Raw genomic sequence first — 21,616 nt, forward strand, 5'->3', positions numbered from 1 at the left:
TAACGTGATGTCTCAGAAGGGTTCATACGACGGAGAGTAAGCCCGCGACAGCCTCGACTTTCCCGCGACCCGCCCCTTTCACTAGCATCTGCGCACACGGCCAATTCGCTGCTTCCGCAAGGGGGATCGCACCGTGTCCGCACCTCGACCGCTGCTCACCGCTCTCGGAGCGACCACCCTCCTCGCCGCCCTCTGGTTCGTCCCGTCGGCGAACGCCACCGCGCCGCAGCCCCAGGCCTCCTCCGGAGCCCCGGCCGCCGCCAACACGGGCACCGTCACGGGCGACGGCACCGGTGACGGCACCATCGCCCCGGAACAACGCCCCGCGACGGTCACGGTCCTCTCCCTGGCCGACACGGGCAGCGTCGACACCACCCCGTACGTCCTGGGCGGCACCCTGTGCCTGGGCCTGGGCGCGGGCTTCGTCGCGTTCTCGGTCCGCAGGTCCCGGATGGGGTAGGCCCCGCCCGCCGACGCCGAAGGCCGCGCCCCCGGGGGATCCCCGGGGGCGCGGCCTTCACGGTCGCGGGGTCGCGGCGCGCTTACGCCAGCGGACCCGTCACCGGCTCCACCGCCGCCACCAGGCCGCCCGCGCGGACGAAGGCGTCGGCCGCCGCGAGGTCGGGGGCCAGGAAGCGGTCCGGGCCGGGGCCCTCGACGCCCGCCGCGCGGGCCGCCGCGACGGCGGCCTGGCTGGCCGGGGCCGGGGTGAGGCCGTGGCGCAGCTCCAGGGCGCGGGTGGCCGCGTACAGCTCGATGGCGATGATGCGCGTCAGGTTGTCGACGGCGGTGCGCAGCTTGCGCGCGGCCGACCAGCCCATGGAGACGTGGTCCTCCTGCATGGCGGAGGAGGGGATGGAGTCGGCCGAGGCCGGCACGGCGAGCCGCTTCATCTCGCTGACCAGGGCGGCCTGCGTGTACTGGGCGATCATCAGGCCGGAGTCGACGCCGGCGTCGTCCGCGAGGAACGGCGGCAGGCCGTGGCTGCGGTTCTTGTCGAGGAGCCGGTCGGTGCGGCGCTCGGCGATCGAGCCGAGGTCCGCGGCCGCGATGGCCAGGAAGTCCAGGACGTAGGCCACGGGCGCGCCGTGGAAGTTGCCGTTGGACTCGACGCGGCCGTCGGGCAGGACGACCGGATTGTCGACGGCGGAGGCCAGCTCGCGGGAGGCGACGAGGGCGGCGTGCGCCATGGTGTCGCGGCCGGCGCCGGCGACCTGCGGGGCGCAGCGCACGGAGTAGGCGTCCTGCACGCGCGGCGCGGACTCCTCCTGGAAGTGCCCGGTGAGCCCGGAGCCCTTCAGGACGGCGGCCATGTTGGCGGCCGCGGCGCCCTGGCCGGGGTGGGGGCGGATGGCGTGCAGTTCGGGGGCGAGGACCTTCTCGCTGCCGAGCAGCGCCTCCAGGGTGAGGGCGGCGGTGATGTCGGCGGAGGTGTAGAGCATCCGCAGGTCGGCGAGGGCCATCACGAGCATGCCGAGCATGCCGTCGGTGCCGTTGAGGAGGGCGAGGCCCTCCTTCTCGCGGAGTTCGACGGGCTCGATGCCGTGCTCGGCGAGGAGTTCGCCGGCCGGGCGGACGACGCCGTCGGGGCCCTCGGCGTCGCCTTCGCCCATCAGCGCGAGGGCGCAGTGGGAGAGGGGCGCGAGGTCGCCGGAGCAGCCGAGGGAGCCGTACTCGTGGACGACGGGGGTGATGCCGGCGTTGAGCACGTCGGCCATGGTCTGGGCGACGGAGGGCCGTACGCCGGTGTGCCCGGAGGCCACCGTCTTCAGGCGCAGGAACATCAGGGCGCGGACGACCTCGCGCTCGACGCGCGGGCCCATGCCGGCGGCGTGCGAGCGGACGATGTTGCGCTGGAGCTGCGCGCGCAGCTCGGGGCTGATGTGCCGGGAGGCGAGGGCGCCGAAGCCGGTCGAGACGCCGTACACGGGCTCGGGCTTGGCGGCGAGCGCGTCGACGATCTCGCGGGCGCGGCCGAGGGCTTCGAGCGCCTCGCCGGACAGCTCGATCCGCGCGTTGCCTCGGGCGACGGCGATGACGTCCTCGGCGGTGGTCCCGGAGGTCCCCACCACGACAGTGTGCATATCCATATTCAGCACCCTACGGACTGAATCCCTTCATGTCACTAGCTGAGAATGTCACGATCGGGTCCGCCGGTTACCCCTTACGGATCAACCCCTCGGGCCACACCCGCCCCGCCCCCGCCCCTGCCGTCGCCCCCACCGTCGCCCCTACTGCCGCCCCCGGAACCGCCGCCGCTCGCCCGGCGCCTCGCGGGCCGCGGCGTCGGCCAGCCGCACCACCGCCGTGTCCCGGCCCGCGACCACCGGGCCCGCCGACCGGGCCGCCTTCGCCTTGTACTGCGCGGCGTCGGCGAGCCGGAACAGCCGCCGGGAGGACTTCACCGGTCCGATCGGGTCCCCGGTGGAGGCCACCCCGCAGGCCACCCCCTCCCCCAGCTCCAGCGCGGCGGCCCGTACGCACACCTCCTCGGTGACCCGCACCACCTCGTCCGCCGACGGGCCGACGCCGACCAGGCAGAACTCGTCCCCGCCCAGCCGTGCGACGAGCGCGCCCGGGAGCATGGCCCCGCACAGGCTCAGCACCGAGCCGAAACGTTCCAGCAGCCGGTCGCCCGTCGCGTGCCCGAGGGTGTCGTTGACCTTCTTGAGGCCGTTCAGGTCACAGACGACCAGGCTGACCACCGCGCCCGTGCGCCGGTGCTCCTCCAGCGCCTCGTCCAGCCGCATGTCCACGGCCCGCCGGTTGGCCAGGCCGGTCAGCGGGTCCGTGAAGGCGAGGCGCCGGGCCTCCTCCAGGCGCTCGTTCTGCGCGAGCCCGGCCGCCACGACGGCCGCCAGGACGGTCGCGAACTCCGCGTCGGTCCCGTCGAACCCGGGCAGCCCCTCGTCCCGGGCGACGTACAGCTCCCCCCACGCCCGCCCGGAGAGCACGATCGGCGCGACCACGCACGTCCCGCGCCCGCGCGCCCGCAGCGCCGCGCCCCGGCGCCCGGGCCGGCCGCCGTCGGCGGAGTCCACCCAGGCGTGGGGCCCGCCGCCGCCGACCCAGCGCTCGTGCAGGAACTCGGTGATCTCGGGGAAGTCGTGCACGGGGTAGGACTCGTCCTCGGGGAACTCCTCCTCCCCGGGCCGCAGCTCCCCCTCGTTCACCAGGACCCGCAGCCGGCCCCGCTCCCGCTCCCAGGCGGAGATGGCGGCGAAGGACCCGTCCAGCGCGAGCCGGGCCCCCCGGGCCGCGGCCCGGACACTGTCCCGCGGCGCGCAGGCCGCCGCCATGGCCTGCGCGAGGCCCACGACGGCCCGAAGCCGTCCGTCAACTCCCATCACCCCAGATTAGGGAGTTTTATCCGATTAAGTGATGGATGCCACGAGTTTGGCGGCGCGGAAAGCGGTCCCGCGGGTTCCGCGATTTCCACAGGCTCCGCGATTTCCACGGGTCCCGCGGGTTCCGCCCCTACTGACCCGGCCACTCCGGCTTGCGCTTCTCGTTGAACGCCGCCACGCCCTCCGCCCGGTCGCCCGAGAAGGCCACCGTCCGCCAGGCCGCGTCCTCGATCTCCAGCCCCGCCGCCAGGTCCATCCCGTGCCCCAGCCGCAGCGCCCGCTTGGCCGCGCGCAGCCCGACCGGGGAGTTCGCCGCCATCGCCGTCGCCAGCTCCAGGGCCCGGTCACGGTCCCAGCCGGCCGGCGCCACCTCGTCGACCAGCCCCAGGGACAGCGCCTCGGCCGCCTCCACCCGGCGGGCCGTGAAGATCAGCTCGGCGGCCCGGGCCGCCCCGACCCGGCGCGGCAGCAGCTGCGTGCCCCCGCCTCCGGGGATCACGCCCACCGACACCTCCGGCAGCCCCACGACCGCCGTCTCGTCGGCCACGATCACGTCGCAGGCCAGCGCCAGCTCGAAGCCGCCGCCCAGCGCGAAGCCGTGCACCGCGGCCACGGTCGGCATGGGCAGCTCCAGCACGCCCCCGTACGCCCCCCGGGTGGTCGGCCGCTGCCGCACCAGCTCGGCGTCCGACAGCGAGTTGCGCTCCTTGAGGTCCGCGCCCACGCAGAAGGCCCGCTCATGGGTGGAGGACAGCACCACGACCCGTACGCCGGGATCGGCGGCGAGCGCGTCGCACGCGGCGGAGATCGAGCGCGCCATCTCCGTCGAGACGGCGTTCATCGCCTTGGGCCGGTCCAGCACCAGCTCCGCGACCACCCCGCGGTCACCGTGCCGCCGGACCGCCACGAACTCCCCGAAACGGGCTTCGTTCCCGCCCACGGCACACTCTCCCCGGAAAAGTTAACGGACGTTACCCGGGGATCTTAGGCGTCCGCCGCGTCAACGACCAGGGCTCCACGACACCCAGTCCGCGCACCGGCCGCTGCCACATCGGCTGGAGCGCGAAACGGTACGAGCCGCCGCCCACCTCGTTCTCGGCGTCCTTCTCGGACTTCGGCGCCGCACCCGTGCGGCTCAGCTCCTCGGCCATCGCGCCGTCCACCAGCACCGCGTCCTTCGGCGCTATCGAGGTCAGCCGGCTCGCCAGGTTCACCGTCGTCCCGAAGACGTCGCCCATCCGGGTCGTGACCGTCCCGAACGCTATGCCGACGCGCAGCTCCGGCATCTGCGCGTCCGCCTCCATCGTCTCGATCAGCCGCAGCGCGATCTCCGCCGCCGTCGCCGCGTCGTCGGCCGCGTACAGCACCTCGTCGCCCAGCGTCTTGATCAGCCGGCCGCCGTGCGCGGCGACCAGGTCCGCCGCCGTCGTCTCGAAGGCCTCGACCAGCTCGCCGAGCTCCTCCTCCTCCAGCCGCCGGGTGAGCCGGGTGAAGCCCACCAGGTCCGCGAAGCCCACCGCGAGCCGCCGGTCGACCATCTCCTCGTCGTCCGCGACCTGCACCACCCGGCCCGTGGCCGCCGCGAGCTGGCGGCGCCACACGTAGACGAGGAACTCCTCCAGCTCCGGCAGCAACAGCTCGACCAGCGGGTAGGTGACCTCCGTACGGGTCATCCCGGGCTCCGGCGGCTCCGTCAGCCCCTCCAGGAAGGAGTCGATCTGCCATTCCGCCAGCCGGGCGGTGGTCTGGCCCGTGGACCGCGCCACCTGCACCGCCATCGGCTCGCTGAGCAGCCCGGCCTCCACCAGTCCGGCGAGCCGCCGCAGCGCCAGCACGTCGGCCTCCGTCAGGGCCTTGGCCTGCCCGATGTCCGCGAAGCCCATGGCCCGCCAGAAGCGGGAGGCCAGCTCCATCGACACCCCGGCGCTGCGGGCCGCCTGGAAGGGCGTGTAGCGCCGCTCGGCGCCCAGGATGAGCTGCTCCAACCGGATGGCGAGCGGATCGGCCGTGGGCTGCGCGGCGTGGTCGACCTCGTGGAACGGGGTGTGCTGGTCCCGCCCGATCGGGGTTCCGGGACTGCCCGCGGAGCCGGAGGAGGACGCGCTGGACGTAGAGTCGCCGACGGTCAAGGGCCGCCTCCTGTCCATTTCCGTGCGCAATCCGGGGAGCCCGGTCGGGATCGCCTAAACCATACGGCAGGTGTGCCGTAGCTCACTCACCCTCTTTTGGGAGGCTCTCCGCCTCCGGGGCGCCGGAGCCCGGCCCAGGGGTCCGCGCGGGCGCGAAAACCGCTCGCCGCCCGCGGTTTCCGCCGCCCGCCCGAACCCGTTCCGGGGCGCGCCCCGCCGGTTCAGAGCCTCGTGCCCGCTTCGGCCAGACAGGTCACCGACGGGGCCCGAGCGCCGCTACCGCACCGACCTCAGGTGCACCACGTCTCCCGCGCCCACGGCCTCCCGCGCGTCGTCCGCCGTACGGATCACCAGGCGCCCGTCCGCGTCCAGCGCCTCGGCCGTTCCGGTGAGCTCGCGGCCGCCCGGCAGGTCCGCGCGGACGTGGCGGCCCAGCGTCGCGCAGCCCGCCGCGTACGCCTCCTGGAGCCCGCTGTCCGCCGGGTCGCCGCCCGCCTCGCGCCAGCGCCCGTACCAGTCCTCCAGCGACCGCAGCACGGCCTTCAGCAGCGGCTCCCGGTCGGTCACCGTCGCCTTCGCGAGGGCCAGGGAGCCCGCCGCCGGCACGGGGAGCTCGTCCTCGGTGAGGGTCACGTTGAGGCCGATGCCGATGACCACCCCGTCGCCGACCCGCTCGGCGAGGATCCCGCCGGTCTTGCGCTCCTCGCCGTCCACCGTCACCAGCAGGTCGTTGGGCCACTTGAGCAGGGTGTCCACGCCCGCCGCCCGCGACAGCCCGGCCGACGTGGCCACCCCGGCGAGCAGCGTCAGCCACGCCCACCGCTCCTCGGGCACGCCCGCGCCCGGCTTGAGCAGCACGGAGAAGAACAGCCCGGACCGAGCGGGCGCGACCCAGCTCCGGTCGAGCCGCCCCCGACCGGCCGTCTGCTCCTCGGCGACCAGCACGGCCCCCTCGGGCAGCTCCGCGGCCCGCGCGGCGAGATCGGAGTTGGTGGACCCGGTGGAGGCGACGACCTCCAGGGAGTCCCACAGCCCACCCTCGACGACGAGGGCCCGCGAGAGGGCGGAGGCGTTCAGGGGCGGCCGATCCAGGCTCGACCAGCGGCCCGGCGTAGCTCCGGCTGAAGCATCTTGTGGAGTCATGCAACCCAATGTAGGTGTGTCAAACGCCGCACTGCCGAGCGCCATGCCCGCCGATACGCTACGCACCAGTAGCCAGCAGCAGTCAATCAATTGACCAGGCAGTTGACACCACACAGGGAGCCGCGACCCCGATGTCCCAACCCTCAGAGCCGATCGACATGCACACGACCGCGGGCAAGCTCGCGGATCTGCGGCGCCGAGTCGAGGAAGCCACACACGCCGGTTCCGAGCGTGCCGTCGAGAAGCAGCACGCCAAGGGCAAGCTGACGGCACGTGAGCGGGTGGCGTTGCTGCTGGACGAGGGGTCGTTCGTCGAGCTGGACGAGTTCGCCCGGCACCGGTCGACCAACTTCGGGCTGGAGAAGACCCGCCCCTACGGCGACGGCGTCGTCACCGGCTACGGCACGGTGGACGGCCGCCCCGTGGCCGTGTTCTCGCAGGACTTCACGGTCTTCGGCGGGGCCCTCGGCGAGGTCTACGGCCAGAAGATCATGAAGGTCATGGACTTCGCGCTGAAGACCGGCTGCCCGCTCGTCGGCATCAACGACTCCGGCGGCGCCCGCATCCAGGAGGGCGTCAGCGCGCTGGGCATGTACGGCGAGATCTTCCGCCGCAACGTCCACGCCTCCGGCGTGATCCCGCAGATCAGCCTGGTCGTCGGCCCCTGCGCGGGCGGCGCCGTGTACTCCCCCGCGATCACCGACTTCACGGTCATGGTCGACCAGACCTCGCACATGTTCATCACCGGCCCGGACGTCATCAAGACGGTCACCGGCGAGGACGTCGGCTTCGAGGAGCTGGGCGGTGCCCGCACCCACAACTCCACCTCCGGCGTGGCGCACCACATGGCGGGTGACGAGAAGGACGCCATCGAGTACGTGAAGTCGCTGCTCGCGTACCTGCCGTCGAACAACCTGTCCGAGCCCCCGGCCTTCCCGGAGGAGGCGGACACCGAGGTCTCCGACGCCGACCTCGAACTCGACGTGCTGATCCCGGACAGTGCGAACCAGCCGTACGACATGCACACTGTGATTGAGCACGTGCTGGACGACGGGGAGTTCCTGGAGACGCAGTCCCTGTTCGCCCCGAACATCCTCACCGGCTTCGGCCGCGTCGAGGGACACCCGGTGGGCGTGGTCGCCAACCAGCCGATGCAGTTCGCCGGCTGCCTGGACATCAACGCCTCGGAGAAGGCCGCCCGCTTCGTACGGACCTGCGACGCCTTCAACATCCCGGTGCTGACGTTCGTCGACGTGCCGGGCTTCCTCCCGGGCACCGACCAGGAGTACAACGGAATCATCCGGCGCGGGGCGAAGCTGATCTACGCCTACGCCGAGGCCACCGTCCCCCTCATCACCGTCATCACCCGCAAGGCCTTCGGCGGCGCCTACGACGTCATGGGCTCCAAGCACCTCGGCGCGGACCTGAACCTGGCCTGGCCGACGGCCCAGATCGCCGTCATGGGCGCGCAGGGCGCGGTGAACATCCTGCACCGGCGCACGATCGCGGAGGCCGCCCCGGAGGAGGTGGAGGAGACCCGGGCCCGGCTCATCACCGAGTACGAGGACACCCTGCTCAACCCCTACACGGCCGCCGAGCGCGGTTACGTCGACGCGGTGACCATGCCGTCGGAGACCCGCGCCCACGTGGTGAAGGGCCTGCGGCAGCTGCGCACCAAGCGGGAGTCGCTGCCCCCGAAGAAGCACGGCAACATCCCCCTCTAGGTTCCCGAGGAGCTCACAGTGATGATCAAGGTCGTCAAGGGCAACCCGACCCCCGAGGAGCTGGCCGCCGCACTGGCGGTGGTCCACGCGCGCGCGGCGGCGCTGGCCTCCGCGCCGTCGGGCGCGCCCCGGGTCCCGGACGAGTGGGCGGCGCCGGGCCGGGTGGCGCGGCGGCACGTGATGCGGCCGGGTCCGCGCGCGTGGGGCCGTACGTACTGGCCGAACCAGGGCTGAACCGTCCCCCGGCCAGGGGAAAGATGGCGCGAACGGACGGTGGCGCCTGAGTACGGGTACTCAGGCGCCGCCTTCGTGCCGGGGCAAGGATCGGAGCATGCTCTGGTCAGACCCGAAGGACGAGCCGCCGAAGGACATGCGCGACGCCCAGGCGATGCTGCGGCGGATGCTGGTGCTGCTCCTGCTGGCGACGCTGGTGGGGGTCTACGTGCTGGGCGTGGCCCCGTTCTAGGCTGGCCCCCATGACCGTACGCACGCTCGTCCTCGCCTCCGCCTCCCCCGCCCGGCTGAACCTGCTCAGGCAGGCCGGCCTGGCCCCGCACGTGATCGTCAGCGGCTTCGACGAGGACACGCTGGACCACGACGAGCCGGCCGAGCTGGCGCTGGCCCTGGCCGAGGCCAAGGCGGGCGTGGTGGCGGAGCTGCCCGAGGCCGCCGGCGCGCTGGTGATCGGCTGCGACTCGGTGCTGGAGCTGGACGGCGAGGCGCTGGGCAAGCCGGCGGACGCGGCGGAGGCCACGGCCCGCTGGAAGTCCATGCGCGGCCGGGCCGGCGTCCTGCGCACGGGCCACTGCGTGATCGACACGGCGACGGGGCGTCAGGTCTCGGCGACGGCCTCGACGACGGTCCGCTTCGGCGAGCCGACGGACGCGGAGGTGGCGGCGTACGTGGAGAGCGGCGAGCCGCTGCACGTGGCCGGGGCGTTCACCCTGGACGGGCTGTCGTCGGCGTTCATCGACGGCATCGACGGCGACCCGGGCAACGTGATCGGCCTGTCGATGCCGCTGCTGCGCTCCCTGCTGGGCGAACTGGACGTGTCCATCACGGATTTGTGGGTCTGAGCCGCCGCTCCGGCGCTCCCCGCTCCGCCGCGCGGTCCGCGTGGAGGGTCAGGGTCGCCGTGATCAGGCAGAAGACCGCCATGACCACCGCGAAGGCGCCCCAGCCGACGAGTGCGGCGGCGAGGGCGCCGAGCACCACGTGGGTGACGGCGGCGGCGACGAGGACGGCCCGGGCGACGCGCCCGGGCCGGCGGTCGCGCAGGGCGGCGACGGCGAGGAACGCGGCGTTCAGCAGGAGGAAGGCGCCCAGGGCGATCCCCAGCCCGTACGTCGCCTTGGACATGACGTCCGGATCGCTGCCGGCCACCGACATCGACTGACTGGCCGTCGCCCGGCCGAGCACCAGATGGACGACGACGAGCACCGCCGCCTCGGCGGCGAGCGCGAGCGCGCCCAGCCCCGCCACGAGTCTGCGCAGCACGACGCCCCCATCCCTCCCACGCCACAAGCGTGTTCGACGCCACGGAGGCTACTAACGAGTAAACCCGCGGACAAGAGGTCGGGGCCGGTCGGTTACGGGACGGGGTCCGTGACGGCTCTCACGCAAAGATTGCCTAGGCCGTTCGTCGGGACTCCACAAAGAATCGACGGGGGCCGCTGACCCGCCGAACAGAGACCTCCGACGCACCACGGGGTTACTGTGCAGTCGGGGATCACCCTGACCTGGGGCGACACAAGGGTTTTCACACTCAAGGGGCACTCGCATCACGCTCTGTGTGGGCAAGCTCACCACCGGGGAAGGGTCGTAAGGCCGTGTCGGCAGTCCCTAAACTCAGCTTGTTTCAAGGAGGGAGCCATCGTGCGCAAGGTGCTCATCGCCAACCGTGGCGAAATCGCTGTCCGCGTTGCCCGGGCCTGCCGGGACGCCGGGATCGCGAGCGTAGCCGTCTACGCCGATCCGGACCGGGACGCTCTGCACGTCCGCGCGGCAGACGAAGCTTTCGCGTTGGGCGGTGACACCCCGGCGACCAGCTACCTCGACATCGGCAAGGTCCTGCAGGCCGCAGCCGACTCGGGTGCGGACGCCGTCCACCCCGGATACGGCTTCCTGTCCGAGAACGCCGAGTTCGCCCAGGCCGTCCTCGACGCGGGCCTGACCTGGATCGGCCCGCCGCCGCAGGCCATCCGCGACCTCGGCGACAAGGTGGCCGCCCGCCACATCGCCCAGCGCGCCGGCGCCCCGCTCGTCGCGGGCACCCCCGACCCGGTCTCCGGGGCGGACGAGGTCGTCGCCTTCGCCGAGCAGCACGGGCTGCCCATCGCGATCAAGGCCGCCTTCGGCGGCGGCGGCCGCGGCCTGAAGGTCGCCCGCACGCTCGAAGAGGTCCCCGAGCTGTACGACTCCGCCGTGCGCGAGGCCGTGGCCGCCTTCGGCCGCGGCGAGTGCTTCGTCGAGCGCTACCTCGACAAGCCGCGCCACGTCGAGACGCAGTGCCTGGCCGACTCCCACGGCAACGTGGTCGTCGTCTCCACCCGTGACTGCTCGCTCCAGCGCCGCCACCAGAAGCTCGTGGAGGAGGCCCCGGCCCCCTTCCTGTCCGAGGCCCAGAACGCCGAGCTGTACGCGGCGTCCAAGGCCATCCTCAAGGAGGCCGGCTACGTCGGCGCGGGCACCGTCGAGTTCCTGGTCGGCACCGACGGCACCATCTCCTTCCTCGAGGTCAACACCCGCCTCCAGGTCGAGCACCCGGTGACCGAGGAGGTCGCCGGCATCGACCTGGTCCGCGAGATGTTCCGCATCGCCGACGGCGAGGAGCTCGGCTACGGGGACCCGGTCCTGCGCGGCCACTCCTTCGAGTTCCGCATCAACGGCGAGGACCCGGGCCGGGGCTTCCTGCCCGCGCCCGGCACCGTCACCAAGTTCGACGCCCCGACCGGCCCGGGCGTCCGCCTGGACGCCGGCGTGGAGTCCGGCTCGGTCATCGGCCCCGCCTGGGACTCCCTGCTGGCCAAGCTGATCGTCACCGGCGCCACCCGCGAGCAGGCCCTCCAGCGCGCCGCCCGCGCCCTGGCGGAGTTCAACGTGGAGGGCATGGCCACCGCCATCCCGTTCCACCGCGCGGTCGTCGCCGACCCGGCCTTCGCCCCGGCCGGCGGGAACCCGTTCACGGTCCACACCCGCTGGATCGAGACCGAGTTCGTCAACGAGATCCCGGCCTTCGCCGCCCCGGCCGCCGAGGACACCGAGGACGAGCCCGGCCGCGAGACGGTCGTCGTCGAGGTCGGCGGCAAGCGGCTGGAGGTCTCCCTCCCGTCCTCGCTGGGCATGACCCTGGCCCGCACGGCCGCCGCGGGCGGTGCCAAGCCGAAGCGCCGCGCCGCGAAGAAGTCCGGCCCGGCCGCCTCCGGCGACACCCTCGCGTCCCCGATGCAGGGCACGATCGTCAAGGTCGCCGTGGAGGAGGGCCAGCAGGTCAACGAGGGCGACCTGGTCGTCGTCCTGGAGGCGATGAAGATGGAGCAGCCGCTGAACGCGCACCGCTCCGGCACGATCGTCGGCCTGACGGCCGAGGTCGGCGCGTCGCTGACGTCGGGCGCCACGATCTGCGAGATCAAGGACTGACGCCCCAGCACCTGACGAAGGCCCCGCCCGGGTACACCGGGCGGGGCCTTCGCGCTCACCGGGTCCCTGCGGGGCTGTCCCCTACCCGCCCTTCCACCGTTTCCCGGGGCGGGCCCCGGACCCCGTTGCGCTCAAGCCGACGGGGCTGGACGTGCGTGGCACATTCCAACGCCGCCGGCCGGTGTCCGACGGGCCGCCCTGGCGGGGACGGCCCGGCGGACACCGGCCGGGGGAACGGCGGCGGCTACCGCCGCCGCATGTCCGCGACGCGACCCCGCTCGCCCGCCTGCTGCTCCAGCATCGACGCGGGAGCGCTCCGCAGCTGCGCCCCCGGCCCGCCCCGCCGCTGCACCGGCAGCGGGGCGTCACGGCGCGGCCTGCGCCCCGGCATGCCGTCCCCGGGACCCCCGTGGCCGCCCGAGGCCGGCGCGGAGCCGGCGACGGTGATCTGCACGCCCTGGTCGGCCAGCGCCTGGAGCTCGGTGGCGGCCCGGTCGTCGTGCGGCGGGGGCTCGTCCGTCACGAGCCGGGTCATCACGTCCGTCGGCACCGTCTGGAACATGGTGTCCGTGCCCAGCTTGGTGTGGTCGGCGAGGACGACGACCTCCGCCGCCGCCTGCACCAGCGCCCGGTCCACGCTCGCGGAGAGCATGTTGGACGTGGACAGCCCGCGCTCGGCGGTCAGACCGCTGCCGGACAGGAAGGCCCGCGAGACCCGCAGCCCCTGGAGGGACTGCTCGGCGCCGCTGCCGACGAGGGCGTAGTTCGACCCGCGCAGCGTGCCGCCGGTCATCACCACCTCCACCCGGTTGGCGTGCGCCAGCGCCTGGGCGACGAGCAGCGAGTTGGTGACGACGGTCAGGCCGGGCACCCGTGCGAGCCGGCGGGCCAGCTCCTGGGTCGTGGTGCCGGCGCCGACGACGACGGCCTCGCCTTCTTCGACGAGGCCGGCCGCGACATCGGCGATGGCGGTCTTCTCCGCCGTCGCGAGATGGGACTTTTGCGGAAAGCCGGACTCCCGCGTGAAACCGCCCGGCAAGACCGCACCGCCGTGGCGGCGGTCGAGGAGTCCTTCTGCCTCCAGTGCCCGCACGTCCCGCCGTACGGTCACTTCGGAGGTCTGGACGACGCGGGCGAGCTCACGGAGCGATACCGCACCGTTGGCCCGCACCATTTCGAGGATCAATTGGCGACGTTCAGCAGCGAACACGAAACTGACAGTAACCCCAACGACCGTCTGGTTTCAGCTCCTTGCGCCGGAATACCGAAGTTGTCCATACGGTGGGGCGACAAGTGGTATACGCGTCCGAACGGACATCCCGCGTCCACCCGGACGCCACCGCCCGGCCCTGGAACCCGCCCCAACCCCCTTGGAGGGAGGGGCGGTTGGCCCGGGCGGCCGCTCGGCCCTACGCCTCTCCGGCGGCCTTGCGGGTGTGCAGCTGGCGGGCGACCTCGGCGATCGAACCCGACAGGGAGGGGTACACGGTGAACGCGTTTGCGATCTGCTCGACCGTCAGGTTGTTGTCGACGGCGATCGAGATGGGGTGGATCAGCTCGCTCGCGCGCGGCGAGACGACCACGCCGCCGACCACGATCCCGGTGCCCGGGCGGCAGAACATCTTCACGAAGCCGTCCCGGATGCCCTGCATCTTGGCGCGCGGGTTGCGCAGCAGGGGCAGCTTCACGACACGGGCGTCGATCTTCCCGGCGTCCACATCGGCCTGGGTGTAACCGACAGTGGCGATCTCGGGGTCGGTGAAGACGTTCGAGGAGACCGTCTTCAGGTTCAGCGGGGCCACCGCGTCGCCGAGGAAGTGGTACATCGCGATCCGGCCCTGCATGGCGGCGACGGAGGCCAGCGCGAAGACGCCGGTCACGTCACCGGCGGCGTACACGCCCGGCGAGGAGGTCCGCGAGACCTTGTCGGTCCAGATGTGCCCGGACTCCTTCAGCCGGACCCCGGACTCCTCCAGGTTCATGTCCCTGGTGTTCGGGATCGCGCCGACCGCCATCAGGCAGTGGGTGCCGCTGATGACCCGGCCGTCGGAGAGGGTGACCTCGACCCGGTCGCCGACCCGCTTGGCGGACTCGGCGCGCGAGCGGCCGATGACGTTCATGCCGCGGCGGCGGAAGACGTCCTCCAGGACGGCGGCCGCGTCCGGGTCCTCGCCCGGCAGCACGCGGTCACGGGAGGACACCAGCGTCACGCGGGAGCCCAGCGCCTGGTACGCGCCGGCGAACTCGGCACCGGTCACACCGGAGCCGACGACGATGAGCTCCTCCGGGAGCTCCTCCAGGTCGTAGACCTGGGTCCAGTTCAGGATCCGCTCCCCGTCGGGCATCGCGTCGGGGATCTCGCGGGGGGTGCCGCCGGTGGCGATCAGCACGGCGTCGGCGGTGAGGATCGTCTCCGTGCCGTCGGCCGCGGTGACGATCACGTCCCGGGTGCCGTCGATGCCCTGCGGCCCGCCGAGCTTGCCGCGGCCGCGCAGGACGCGGGCGCCGGCGCGGGTCACGGACGCGGTGATGTCGTGCGACTGGGCGAGCGCGAGGCGCTTGACGCGCCGGTTCACCTTGCCGAGGTCGACGCCGACGACGCGCGCGGCCTGCTCGATGGGCGGGGTGTCGTCGGCGACGACGATGCCGAGCTCCTCGTACGAGGAGTCGAAGGTGGTCATGACCTCGGCGGTCGCGATGAGGGTCTTGGAGGGCACGCAGTCGGTCAGCACCGACGCCCCGCCCAGACCGTCGCAGTCGACGACGGTCACCTCCGCGCCGAGCTGGGCCCCCACCAGGGCCGCCTCATACCCGCCGGGTCCGCCGCCGATGATCACGATCCGGGTCACGAAAACTCCGCCTCACGTCTGCCCGGCCGGCTGCCGCCCCTGCCGGCGATCCGGGGGGTCTCCCCGGGGGATGCATTCCACGCCCATTGTCCCGCACGCTTCAAGGTGCTCCACTCCCGGTCCCGCTCACGTGTCCCACTCCCGGTCCTGTCATCCGTGCGCCATCCGGGCACGCGTGCCGGGGCGCCCCTCCCGTACCCTCGACCTCATGTCGCTCTACGCCGCGTACGCCGGCAACCTCGACCCGCGGCTGATGACGCGCCGCGCTCCGCATTCGCCGCTGCGCGGCACGGGCTGGATCAACGACTGGCGGCTGACCTTCGGCGGCGAGCAGATGGGCTGGGAGGGCGCCCTCGCCACCATCGTGGAAGCCCCCCGCCAGCAGGTCTTCGTCGCCCTGTACGACATCGCGCCGCTGGACGAGGACTCCATGGACCGCTGGGAGGGCGTCGGCCTGGACATCTACCGCCGCATGCGGATCCGGGTCCACACGCTGGACGGCGAGGAGGCCGCCTGGTGCTACGTCCTGAACGGCTACGAGGGCGGCCTCCCCTCGGCCCGCTACCTGGGCGAGATCGCCGACGCGGCGGAATCGGCCGGCGCCCCGCACGACTACGTGATGGAACTCCGCAAGCGCCCCTGCTGACGCTGAGGCGGAGCTTCAGGCTCCGTCCAGCCACCTCCAGCCGTATCCAGCCCCGCCGGTGCTTGAGGCGCGGGGGTCCGGGGCCGGAGCCCCCGGGAAAGGCCCTCCACGCCCCTCCGGGACGATTCGGCGGAAACGACAAGGCAACGATCCGAACACCGTGAGCTGTGCCATCTACGCGCGTAGGCCAACAGCGGCTACGCTCATCCGCGTGAACGCATCTGTTACCGACCCCTTCGCCGCCGCCGACGCCGCCGCCGCCCGCCTCCGCGAGCTCACCGGCGTCGAATCCCACGATGTCGCCCTCGTCATGGGCTCCGGCTGGGCCCCCGCCGCAGAGGCGCTCGGCGCGCCCGAGGCCGAGTTCCCGGTCACCGAGCTGCCCGGCTTCCCGCCGCCCGCCGTCGAGGGCCACGGCGGCAAGATCCGCTCGTACAAGATCGGCGACAAGCGCGCGCTGCTCTTCCTCGGCCGAACCCACTACTACGAGGGCCGCGGCGTCGCCGCCGTCGCCCACGGCGTCCGTACCGCCGTCGCCGCCGGCTGCAAGACCGTCGTCCTCACCAACGGCTGCGGCGGCCTGCGCGAGGGCATGAAGCCCGGCCAGCCCGTCCTGATCAGCGACCACCTCAACCTCACCGCGACCTCGCCGATCGTCGGCGCGAACTTCGTGGACCTCACCGACCTGTACTCGCCGCGCCTGCGCGCCATGTGCAAGGACATCGACGAGACCCTCGAAGAGGGCGTCTACGTCCAGTTCCCCGGCCCGCACTACGAGACCCCGGCCGAGATCAACATGATCCGCGTCATGGGCGCCGACCTGGTCGGCATGTCCACCGTGCTGGAGGCCATCGCCGCCCGCGAGGCCGGCGCCGAGGTCCTGGGCATCTCCCTGGTCACCAACCTGGCCGCGGGCCTGTCCGGCGAGCCGCTGAACCACGAAGAGGTCCTCCAGGCCGGCCGCGACTCCGCCGCCCGCATGGGCACCCTGCTGACGCAGGTCCTCGCCCGCATCTGATCGACGACTCGACTCGACCCGACTCGACAACTCGACGACCGACGTACGAGAGGTAAGGCGGAACTAGTGGAACAGGCACAGGACGACCTGCTCACCCGGGCCCGGGCCTGGCTGGCGGAGGACCCCGACGAGGAGACCGCGGCCGAGCTGCGCGCGCTCATCGAGGCGGGCGACACCGCCGAGCTCGCGGACCGCTTCTCCGGCACGCTCCAGTTCGGCACCGCCGGACTGCGCGGCGAGATCGGCGCGGGCCCGATGCGGATGAACCGCTCCGTGGTCATCCGCGCCGCGGCGGGCCTGGCGGCCTACCTCAAGGCCCAGGGCCACGAGGGCGGCCTGGTGGTCGTCGGCTACGACGCCCGCTACAAGTCCGCGGACTTCGCCCGCGACACGGCGGCCGTCATGACGGGCGCCGGACTGCGCGCGGCCGTCCTCCCCCGCCCCCTCCCCACGCCCGTCCTCGCGTACGCGATAAGGCATCTGGGAGCCGTCGCCGGCGTCGAGGTGACCGCGAGCCACAACCCGCCCCGGGACAACGGCTACAAGGTCTACCTCGGCGACGGCTCGCAGATCGTCTCCCCGGCGGACGCGCAGATCGCGGCGGAGATCGACGCGGTCCCCTCCCTCGCGTCCGTCCCCCGCCCCTCCGACGGCTGGCTGCAGCTCGACGAGGAGGTCCTGGAGGCCTACCTGGCGCGCACCGACGCCGTCCTGACCCCCGGGTCCCCGCGCGGCGTGCGGACCGTCTACACGGCCATGCACGGCGTCGGCAAGGACGTCGTCATGGCGGCCTTCGCCCGGCACGGCTTCCCCACCCCGGTGCTCGTCGCCGAGCAGGCGGAGCCGGACCCGGCCTTCCCGACGGTCGCCTTCCCCAACCCGGAGGAGCCGGGCGCGATGGACCTGGCCTTCGCGAAGGCCGCCGAGGTCCGCCCGGACATCGTGATCGCCAACGACCCGGACGCGGACCGCTGCGCGGTCGCCGTCCCCGACGACGGCGGCTGGCGCATGCTGCGCGGCGACGAGGTCGGCGCGCTCCTGGCCGCCCACCTGGTCCACAAGGGCGCGCAGGGCGTCTTCGCCGAGTCGATCGTCTCCTCGTCCCTCCTGGGCCGGATCGCGGAGGCGGCCGGGGTGGGCTACGAGGAGACCCTGACGGGCTTCAAGTGGATCGCCCGCGTCGAGGGCCTGCGCTACGGCTACGAGGAGGCGCTCGGCTACTGCGTGGACCCCGAGGGCGTCCGCGACAAGGACGGCATCACCGCCGCGCTCCTGGTCGCCGAGCTGGCCTCGGTGCTCAAGGAGCAGGGCCGCACCCTGACCGACCTGCTGGACGACCTGGCGATGGCCCACGGCCTCCACCACACCGACCAGCTCTCGGTCCGCGTCGAGGACCTGTCGATCATCGCGAACGCGATGGCGCAGCTCCGCGCGCAGCCCCCGACCTCCCTGGCGGGCCTGCGGGTGGTCTCGGCGGAGGACCTGTCCAAGGGCACGGCCACCCTCCCGCCCACGGACGGCCTCCGCTACTACCTGGAGGGCGACTACAAGGCCCGGGTGATCTGCCGCCCGTCGGGCACGGAGCCCAAGCTGAAGTGCTACCTGGAGGTCGTCGTCCCGGTGACGGACGCCTCGGACCTCACCTCGGCCCGCACCCGCGGCCAGGAGATCCTGGACACGGTGAAGAAGGACCTCGCGGCGGCGATGGGCCTGTAACCCCCGGCCCCACCCCCACGCCCGACGGCCCCCTCGGCCCAGCCGAGGGGGCCGTCGGCGTCGGTACGGGGCGCTGGGCGGGCGCCGACTCCCGCTGAGCGGTGACCGGACAGCCGACCGGGGCCGGGGGCAGGCGGGGTCCAAGCGGGGCGCTCTCAGGGAGGGCTGGGGGTTTCCCGCCAGTCTCATCGTCCTTCCGCGTCGGGCCGCCCTGTCAAGGGCGCTCCTTCGTCGCGTCGCTTCGCGATCGCCTGCGGCGACCCTTGACAGGCCGACCCGCCACGAAACGCCGAAGACTGCCGGGAACCCCCCAAAGGAACGGGACGGATGTTCCTTGGACATACGGCGGCATCAGCGATGAGCCGAGCCGTCGGGACACGGCAAGCCGGGCATCCGGGCCGCCATTAGGTGCAATCGGCGCCAGCCCACGCATCAGATCGCTACGCGCTTCTCAATTCTCAGCGTCCGGCGGCCGTCTGGGGCCGCTACCCGCACGAAATGCCAATCAGAGCGGCATCCGGGGCCGGTGGGCGCGTCAGATCGCTACGCGCTTCGCTGGTCTCGGCGTCCGGCGGCCGTCTGGGGCTGGTCATAGGCGGGGACGGTGACCGCCGGGCCCACACCGGGTCTAGCGGGTGGCGCGGGTGATCCATTCCAGGTATTCGGCGCGGCCCGCGTCGATGGCGAAGGCAATGACCTCCGGGGAGTCGTACGGGTGGTGTGACACGAGGTGTTCTTCCAGGGCCTCGTACCGATCCCCGCTGGTCCTGAAGGTCACCTGCCACTCCGTACCGTGGGAGACCGTGCCAAGGTGCCGGTAGGTGGTCTCGATCGGTCCGCTCACCTGCCCGGAGGCCGCCAGATTCTTCTCGACGGCCGAACGGGAGAGGGCGCGGGCGGCCTCTTGGGTGTCGGTCGTCGTCAGCACGATCATGAAGTCAGCCATGCGGGCACGGTAGTCCGACAGCTATCGGAGCTGCTGGGATTCCCTGGTGCGGATAGCAACCACAGACGCCAACTGGACGCCGAAATCCGAGAAGCGCGTAGCGATCTGCTGCGCCCGCCGGTCCCCGATGCCGATCTCGTCGGCCTTGGGTGCAGGTAGCGGCCCCAGACGGTCGCCGGACGCCAAGCGATGAGAAGCGCGTAGCGATCTGATGCGTGGGCTGGCCCGGATTGCCGTTTGGCGCTGTCGGGGGCCGGATGTGTGGTCTGCCGTGGCCCGGTCTGCCCGGCTCATCGCTGATCCCGCCGCATGTCTGACTTACATCCGTCCCGTTCCTTTGGGGGGTTCCCGGCAGTCTTCGGCATTTCGTGGCGGGACGGGCTGTCAAGAGTGGAGCGCAGCGACATCGCGAAGCGACGCGACGAAGGAGCGCTCTTGACTGACCGGCCCGACGCGGAAGGACGATGAGACTGGCGGGAAACCCCCAACCCTCCCTGAGAACGGTCGGGTCAAGTCCCGCCCTCCCCCGGTCCCGCCCGCTGTCCCAGTGCTGCCTGGCGGGAGACCGCTCCCCGGGGAGGCGGGTGGGCGGCCGACCCCGCAGGGGGTCAGCCCCGCTGGGCTCGTACCGCGCCCATGCTTGCCGCTATGACCAGGGCTATCGCCACCGCGTCCAGGGCCGACATCGCCTGGTGGAGGACCAGGAAGCCCGCTGTCGCCGCGATCGCCGGTTCCAGGCTCATCAGGATCGCGAACGTCGGGGCCGGGAGGCGGCGGAGGGCGAGGAGTTCCAGGGTGTAGGGGAGCACCGAGGAGAGGACCGCCACGCCCAGGCCGAGGGCCAGGGTGCTCGGGACCAGGAGGGCCGAGCCCGACTGGGCGATGCCCAGGGGGAGGGAGAGGACCGCCGCCACCGCCATCGCCAGGGCCAGGCCGTCCGCCTGGGGGAAGCGGCGGCCGGTGCGGGCGCTGAAGACGATGTACGCCGCCCACATCGCCCCCGCGCCCACCGCGAAGGCCGCGCCGAGCGGGTCCAGGGAGCCGAAGCCGAGGCCTCCGCCGCCGTGGCCCGAGAGGAGGACGACGCCGCCCAGGGCCAGGCCGGCCCACAGGAGGTTCACCAGGCGGCGGGAGGCTATGACGGAGAGGGCCAGCGGGCCGAGGACCTCCAGGGTGACCGCCGGGCCCAGGGGGATGCGGTCGATGGACTGGTAGAAGAGGCCGTTCATGCCCGCCATGGCCACGCCGAAGGCGACGACCGTGCCCCAGTCGGCCCGCGTGTAGCCCCGCACCTTGGGCCGGCAGACGGCCAGCAGCACCAGCGCGGCGGCCGCGAGGCGCAGGGTGACCACGCCCGCCGCGCCCGCCCTCGGCATGATCATGACCGCGAGGGCCGCGCCGAACTGCACCGAGACGCCCGCCGCGACGACGAGTGCCACCGGGCCGAAGCGGTCGCGGAGGCCGCCGGGAGCGTTGGGAGCGTCGGGAGCGCCCTTGGGGCTCGTGGTGGCGGACGACGTCGTTCCGGTGGGGGGTTTCGTGGGGGAAGCGGAGGGTGCGGGCATTTCTCCAGATTAAGGGGTGGGTAAGGGGCGTGCCTCCGTGTTCTCTCTTACACGGGCTCCGCCGGGTCCGGCCGGTCCGCCGGGAGGGCCTCCGCCAGGAGTTCCGCCAGGTGGCGGGCTCGGTGCTCGGAGAGCTGGGCGATCTGGGTGCGGCAGGAGAACCCGTCGGCGAGGACGGCGGTGCCGGGGGCGGCGGCGCGCAGGGAGGGCAGGAGCTGCTCCTCCGCGCAGGCCACGGAGACGGCGTGGTGGCCCGGCTGGAAGCCGAAGTCGCCCGCGAGGCCGCAGCAGCCGCCGCTGAGCCCGCCGGTGAGCCCGGCGCGCTCGCGCAGCCGCCGGTCGGCGGCGTCGCCGAGGACGGCGTGCTGGTGGCAGTGGGTCTGGCCCGCGACGGGCCGGTCCAGGCGGGGCGGGGTCCAGTGGGGGGCGTACTCCTCCAGGGTCTCGGCGAAGGTGCGGACCGCTGCCGCGAGGCGGTGGGCGCGGGGGTCGTCGGGGAGGAGGGCGGGGAGGTCGGTGCGGAGGGCCGCGGCGCAGCTGGGTTCCAGGACGAGGACGGGGCCCTCGGGCTCGCCGAGGGTGTCCAGGGTGCGGCGCAGGACCTTGCGGGCGGTGGTGAGGCGGCCGGTGGAGATGTAGGTGAGGGCGCAGCAGGGGTGGCCGGTGGCGGGGAGGGTGGTGGGGAGGCCGGCGGCGGCCAGCACGCGGAGGGCTGCGCGGGCCGTTTCGGGGGTGAGGTGGTTGGTGAAGGTGTCCGGGAAGAGGGTGACCCGGGCCGGGGACAGGGGTGGGGTCGGGGGCGGGCCCTGCGGGCGGTGCGCCCCGGGCGCCGCTTCGGGGGGGGGGCCCCCCCCCCCCCCCCCCCCCGCCCCCCCCCCCCCCCCGGGGGAAACC

19 protein-coding genes and 1 pseudogene are annotated in these 21,616 nt (G+C 73.1%); 9 read left to right on the top strand and 11 right to left on the bottom strand.

Features of this window, described 5'->3' with window-relative positions; translation table 11 throughout:
* Positions 1 to 133: 133 nt before the first annotated feature.
* Positions 134 to 460, top strand: a complete 327-nt coding sequence (locus AB0O29_RS13565) for a hypothetical protein (protein ID WP_365150835.1) — start codon at positions 134 to 136, stop codon at positions 458 to 460.
* Between the two features lie 82 nt (positions 461 to 542).
* On the opposite strand, the gene hutH is transcribed toward AB0O29_RS13565, so the two are convergent.
* The 5 genes from hutH to AB0O29_RS13590 form a co-directional block, all read right to left on the bottom strand.
* The gene (hutH, locus tag AB0O29_RS13570; protein WP_365150886.1) at positions 543 to 2,084 is read right to left on the bottom strand and encodes a histidine ammonia-lyase; all 1,542 of its coding nucleotides are present in this window, start codon (positions 2,082 to 2,084) and stop codon (positions 543 to 545) included.
* Between the two features lie 147 nt (positions 2,085 to 2,231).
* The gene (locus tag AB0O29_RS13575; RefSeq protein WP_365150838.1) at positions 2,232 to 3,347 is read right to left on the bottom strand and encodes a GGDEF domain-containing protein; all 1,116 of its coding nucleotides are present in this window, start codon (positions 3,345 to 3,347) and stop codon (positions 2,232 to 2,234) included.
* 130 nt (positions 3,348 to 3,477) lie between these two features.
* Complete coding sequence (locus AB0O29_RS13580; RefSeq protein WP_365150841.1) at positions 3,478 to 4,287, bottom strand: enoyl-CoA hydratase-related protein; 810 nt, start codon at positions 4,285 to 4,287, stop codon at positions 3,478 to 3,480.
* Positions 4,288 to 4,318: 31 nt separating this feature from the next.
* The gene (locus tag AB0O29_RS13585; RefSeq protein WP_365150844.1) at positions 4,319 to 5,476 is read right to left on the bottom strand and encodes an adenylate/guanylate cyclase domain-containing protein; all 1,158 of its coding nucleotides are present in this window, start codon (positions 5,474 to 5,476) and stop codon (positions 4,319 to 4,321) included.
* Positions 5,477 to 5,752: 276 nt separating this feature from the next.
* A complete protein-coding gene (locus AB0O29_RS13590; RefSeq protein ID WP_365150847.1) occupies positions 5,753 to 6,619 on the bottom strand; it encodes a biotin--[acetyl-CoA-carboxylase] ligase in 867 nt (288 codons plus the stop codon).
* Positions 6,620 to 6,750: 131 nt separating this feature from the next.
* Here AB0O29_RS13590 and AB0O29_RS13595 point away from each other — a divergent pair, with 131 nt between their 5' ends.
* From AB0O29_RS13595 to AB0O29_RS13610, 4 genes are all read left to right on the top strand, one after another.
* On the top strand, positions 6,751 to 8,343 hold the full coding sequence (locus AB0O29_RS13595; protein ID WP_365150850.1) for an acyl-CoA carboxylase subunit beta: 1,593 nt from the start codon (positions 6,751 to 6,753) through the stop codon (positions 8,341 to 8,343).
* Between the two features lie 21 nt (positions 8,344 to 8,364).
* A complete protein-coding gene (locus AB0O29_RS13600) occupies positions 8,365 to 8,577 on the top strand; it encodes an acyl-CoA carboxylase epsilon subunit (protein ID WP_365150853.1) in 213 nt (70 codons plus the stop codon).
* Between the two features lie 97 nt (positions 8,578 to 8,674).
* Complete coding sequence (locus AB0O29_RS13605) at positions 8,675 to 8,809, top strand: hypothetical protein (protein WP_365150856.1); 135 nt, start codon at positions 8,675 to 8,677, stop codon at positions 8,807 to 8,809.
* A 10-nt stretch (positions 8,810 to 8,819) separates the two neighbouring features.
* Positions 8,820 to 9,419 (top strand): nucleoside triphosphate pyrophosphatase, encoded by a 600-nt coding sequence (locus tag AB0O29_RS13610; RefSeq protein ID WP_344163983.1) that lies wholly within the window; start codon positions 8,820 to 8,822, stop codon positions 9,417 to 9,419.
* Here the strand turns inward: AB0O29_RS13610 and AB0O29_RS13615 are convergent.
* Positions 9,400 to 9,840 carry a hypothetical protein gene (locus tag AB0O29_RS13615; protein ID WP_365150859.1) on the bottom strand — a complete coding sequence of 147 codons (441 nt, stop codon included), beginning with the start codon at positions 9,838 to 9,840 and terminating at the stop codon, positions 9,400 to 9,402. The genes AB0O29_RS13610 and AB0O29_RS13615 overlap by 20 nt on opposite strands.
* 378 nt (positions 9,841 to 10,218) lie before the next feature.
* On the opposite strand from AB0O29_RS13615, the gene AB0O29_RS13620 reads away from it, so the two are divergent.
* Entirely contained in the window at positions 10,219 to 11,982 is a 1,764-nt protein-coding gene (locus AB0O29_RS13620) for a biotin carboxylase N-terminal domain-containing protein (RefSeq protein WP_365150862.1), read from the top strand.
* A gap of 244 nt (positions 11,983 to 12,226) precedes the next feature.
* On the opposite strand, the gene AB0O29_RS13625 is transcribed toward AB0O29_RS13620, so the two are convergent.
* Positions 12,227 to 13,192, bottom strand: coding sequence for a DeoR/GlpR family DNA-binding transcription regulator (locus tag AB0O29_RS13625; RefSeq protein ID WP_365150865.1), 966 nt, complete (start codon positions 13,190 to 13,192; stop codon positions 12,227 to 12,229).
* 199 nt (positions 13,193 to 13,391) lie between these two features.
* Positions 13,392 to 14,831 carry an NAD(P)H-quinone dehydrogenase gene (locus AB0O29_RS13630; RefSeq protein WP_365150868.1) on the bottom strand — a complete coding sequence of 480 codons (1,440 nt, stop codon included), beginning with the start codon at positions 14,829 to 14,831 and terminating at the stop codon, positions 13,392 to 13,394.
* Positions 14,832 to 15,039: 208 nt separating this feature from the next.
* Here AB0O29_RS13630 and AB0O29_RS13635 point away from each other — a divergent pair, with 208 nt between their 5' ends.
* The 3 genes from AB0O29_RS13635 (at position 15,040) to AB0O29_RS13645 (ending at position 18,211) form a co-directional block, all read left to right on the top strand.
* Positions 15,040 to 15,477, top strand: coding sequence for a gamma-glutamylcyclotransferase (locus tag AB0O29_RS13635; RefSeq protein ID WP_007266087.1), 438 nt, complete (start codon positions 15,040 to 15,042; stop codon positions 15,475 to 15,477).
* 211 nt (positions 15,478 to 15,688) lie between these two features.
* Entirely contained in the window at positions 15,689 to 16,495 is an 807-nt protein-coding gene (locus AB0O29_RS13640) for a purine-nucleoside phosphorylase (protein WP_365150871.1), read from the top strand.
* 66 nt (positions 16,496 to 16,561) lie between these two features.
* Entirely contained in the window at positions 16,562 to 18,211 is a 1,650-nt protein-coding gene (locus tag AB0O29_RS13645; protein WP_365150874.1) for a phospho-sugar mutase, read from the top strand.
* Positions 18,212 to 18,839: 628 nt separating this feature from the next.
* Here AB0O29_RS13645 and cutA read toward each other — a convergent pair.
* The 3 genes and pseudogenes from cutA to AB0O29_RS13660 form a co-directional block, all read right to left on the bottom strand.
* Positions 18,840 to 19,157 (bottom strand): divalent-cation tolerance protein CutA, encoded by a 318-nt coding sequence (gene cutA / locus AB0O29_RS13650; protein WP_365150877.1) that lies wholly within the window; start codon positions 19,155 to 19,157, stop codon positions 18,840 to 18,842.
* Between the two features lie 608 nt (positions 19,158 to 19,765).
* The gene (locus AB0O29_RS13655; protein WP_365150880.1) at positions 19,766 to 20,722 is read right to left on the bottom strand and encodes an EamA family transporter; all 957 of its coding nucleotides are present in this window, start codon (positions 20,720 to 20,722) and stop codon (positions 19,766 to 19,768) included.
* 47 nt (positions 20,723 to 20,769) lie between these two features.
* A pseudogene (locus AB0O29_RS13660) lies at positions 20,770 to 21,492 on the bottom strand ((Fe-S)-binding protein); the annotation flags it as partial.
* Positions 21,493 to 21,616 lie beyond the last annotated feature (124 nt).

The sequence above is a fragment of the Streptomyces sp. NPDC089915 genome, from assembly GCF_040684675.1.
GTDB lineage: Bacteria > Actinomycetota > Actinomycetes > Streptomycetales > Streptomycetaceae > Streptomyces.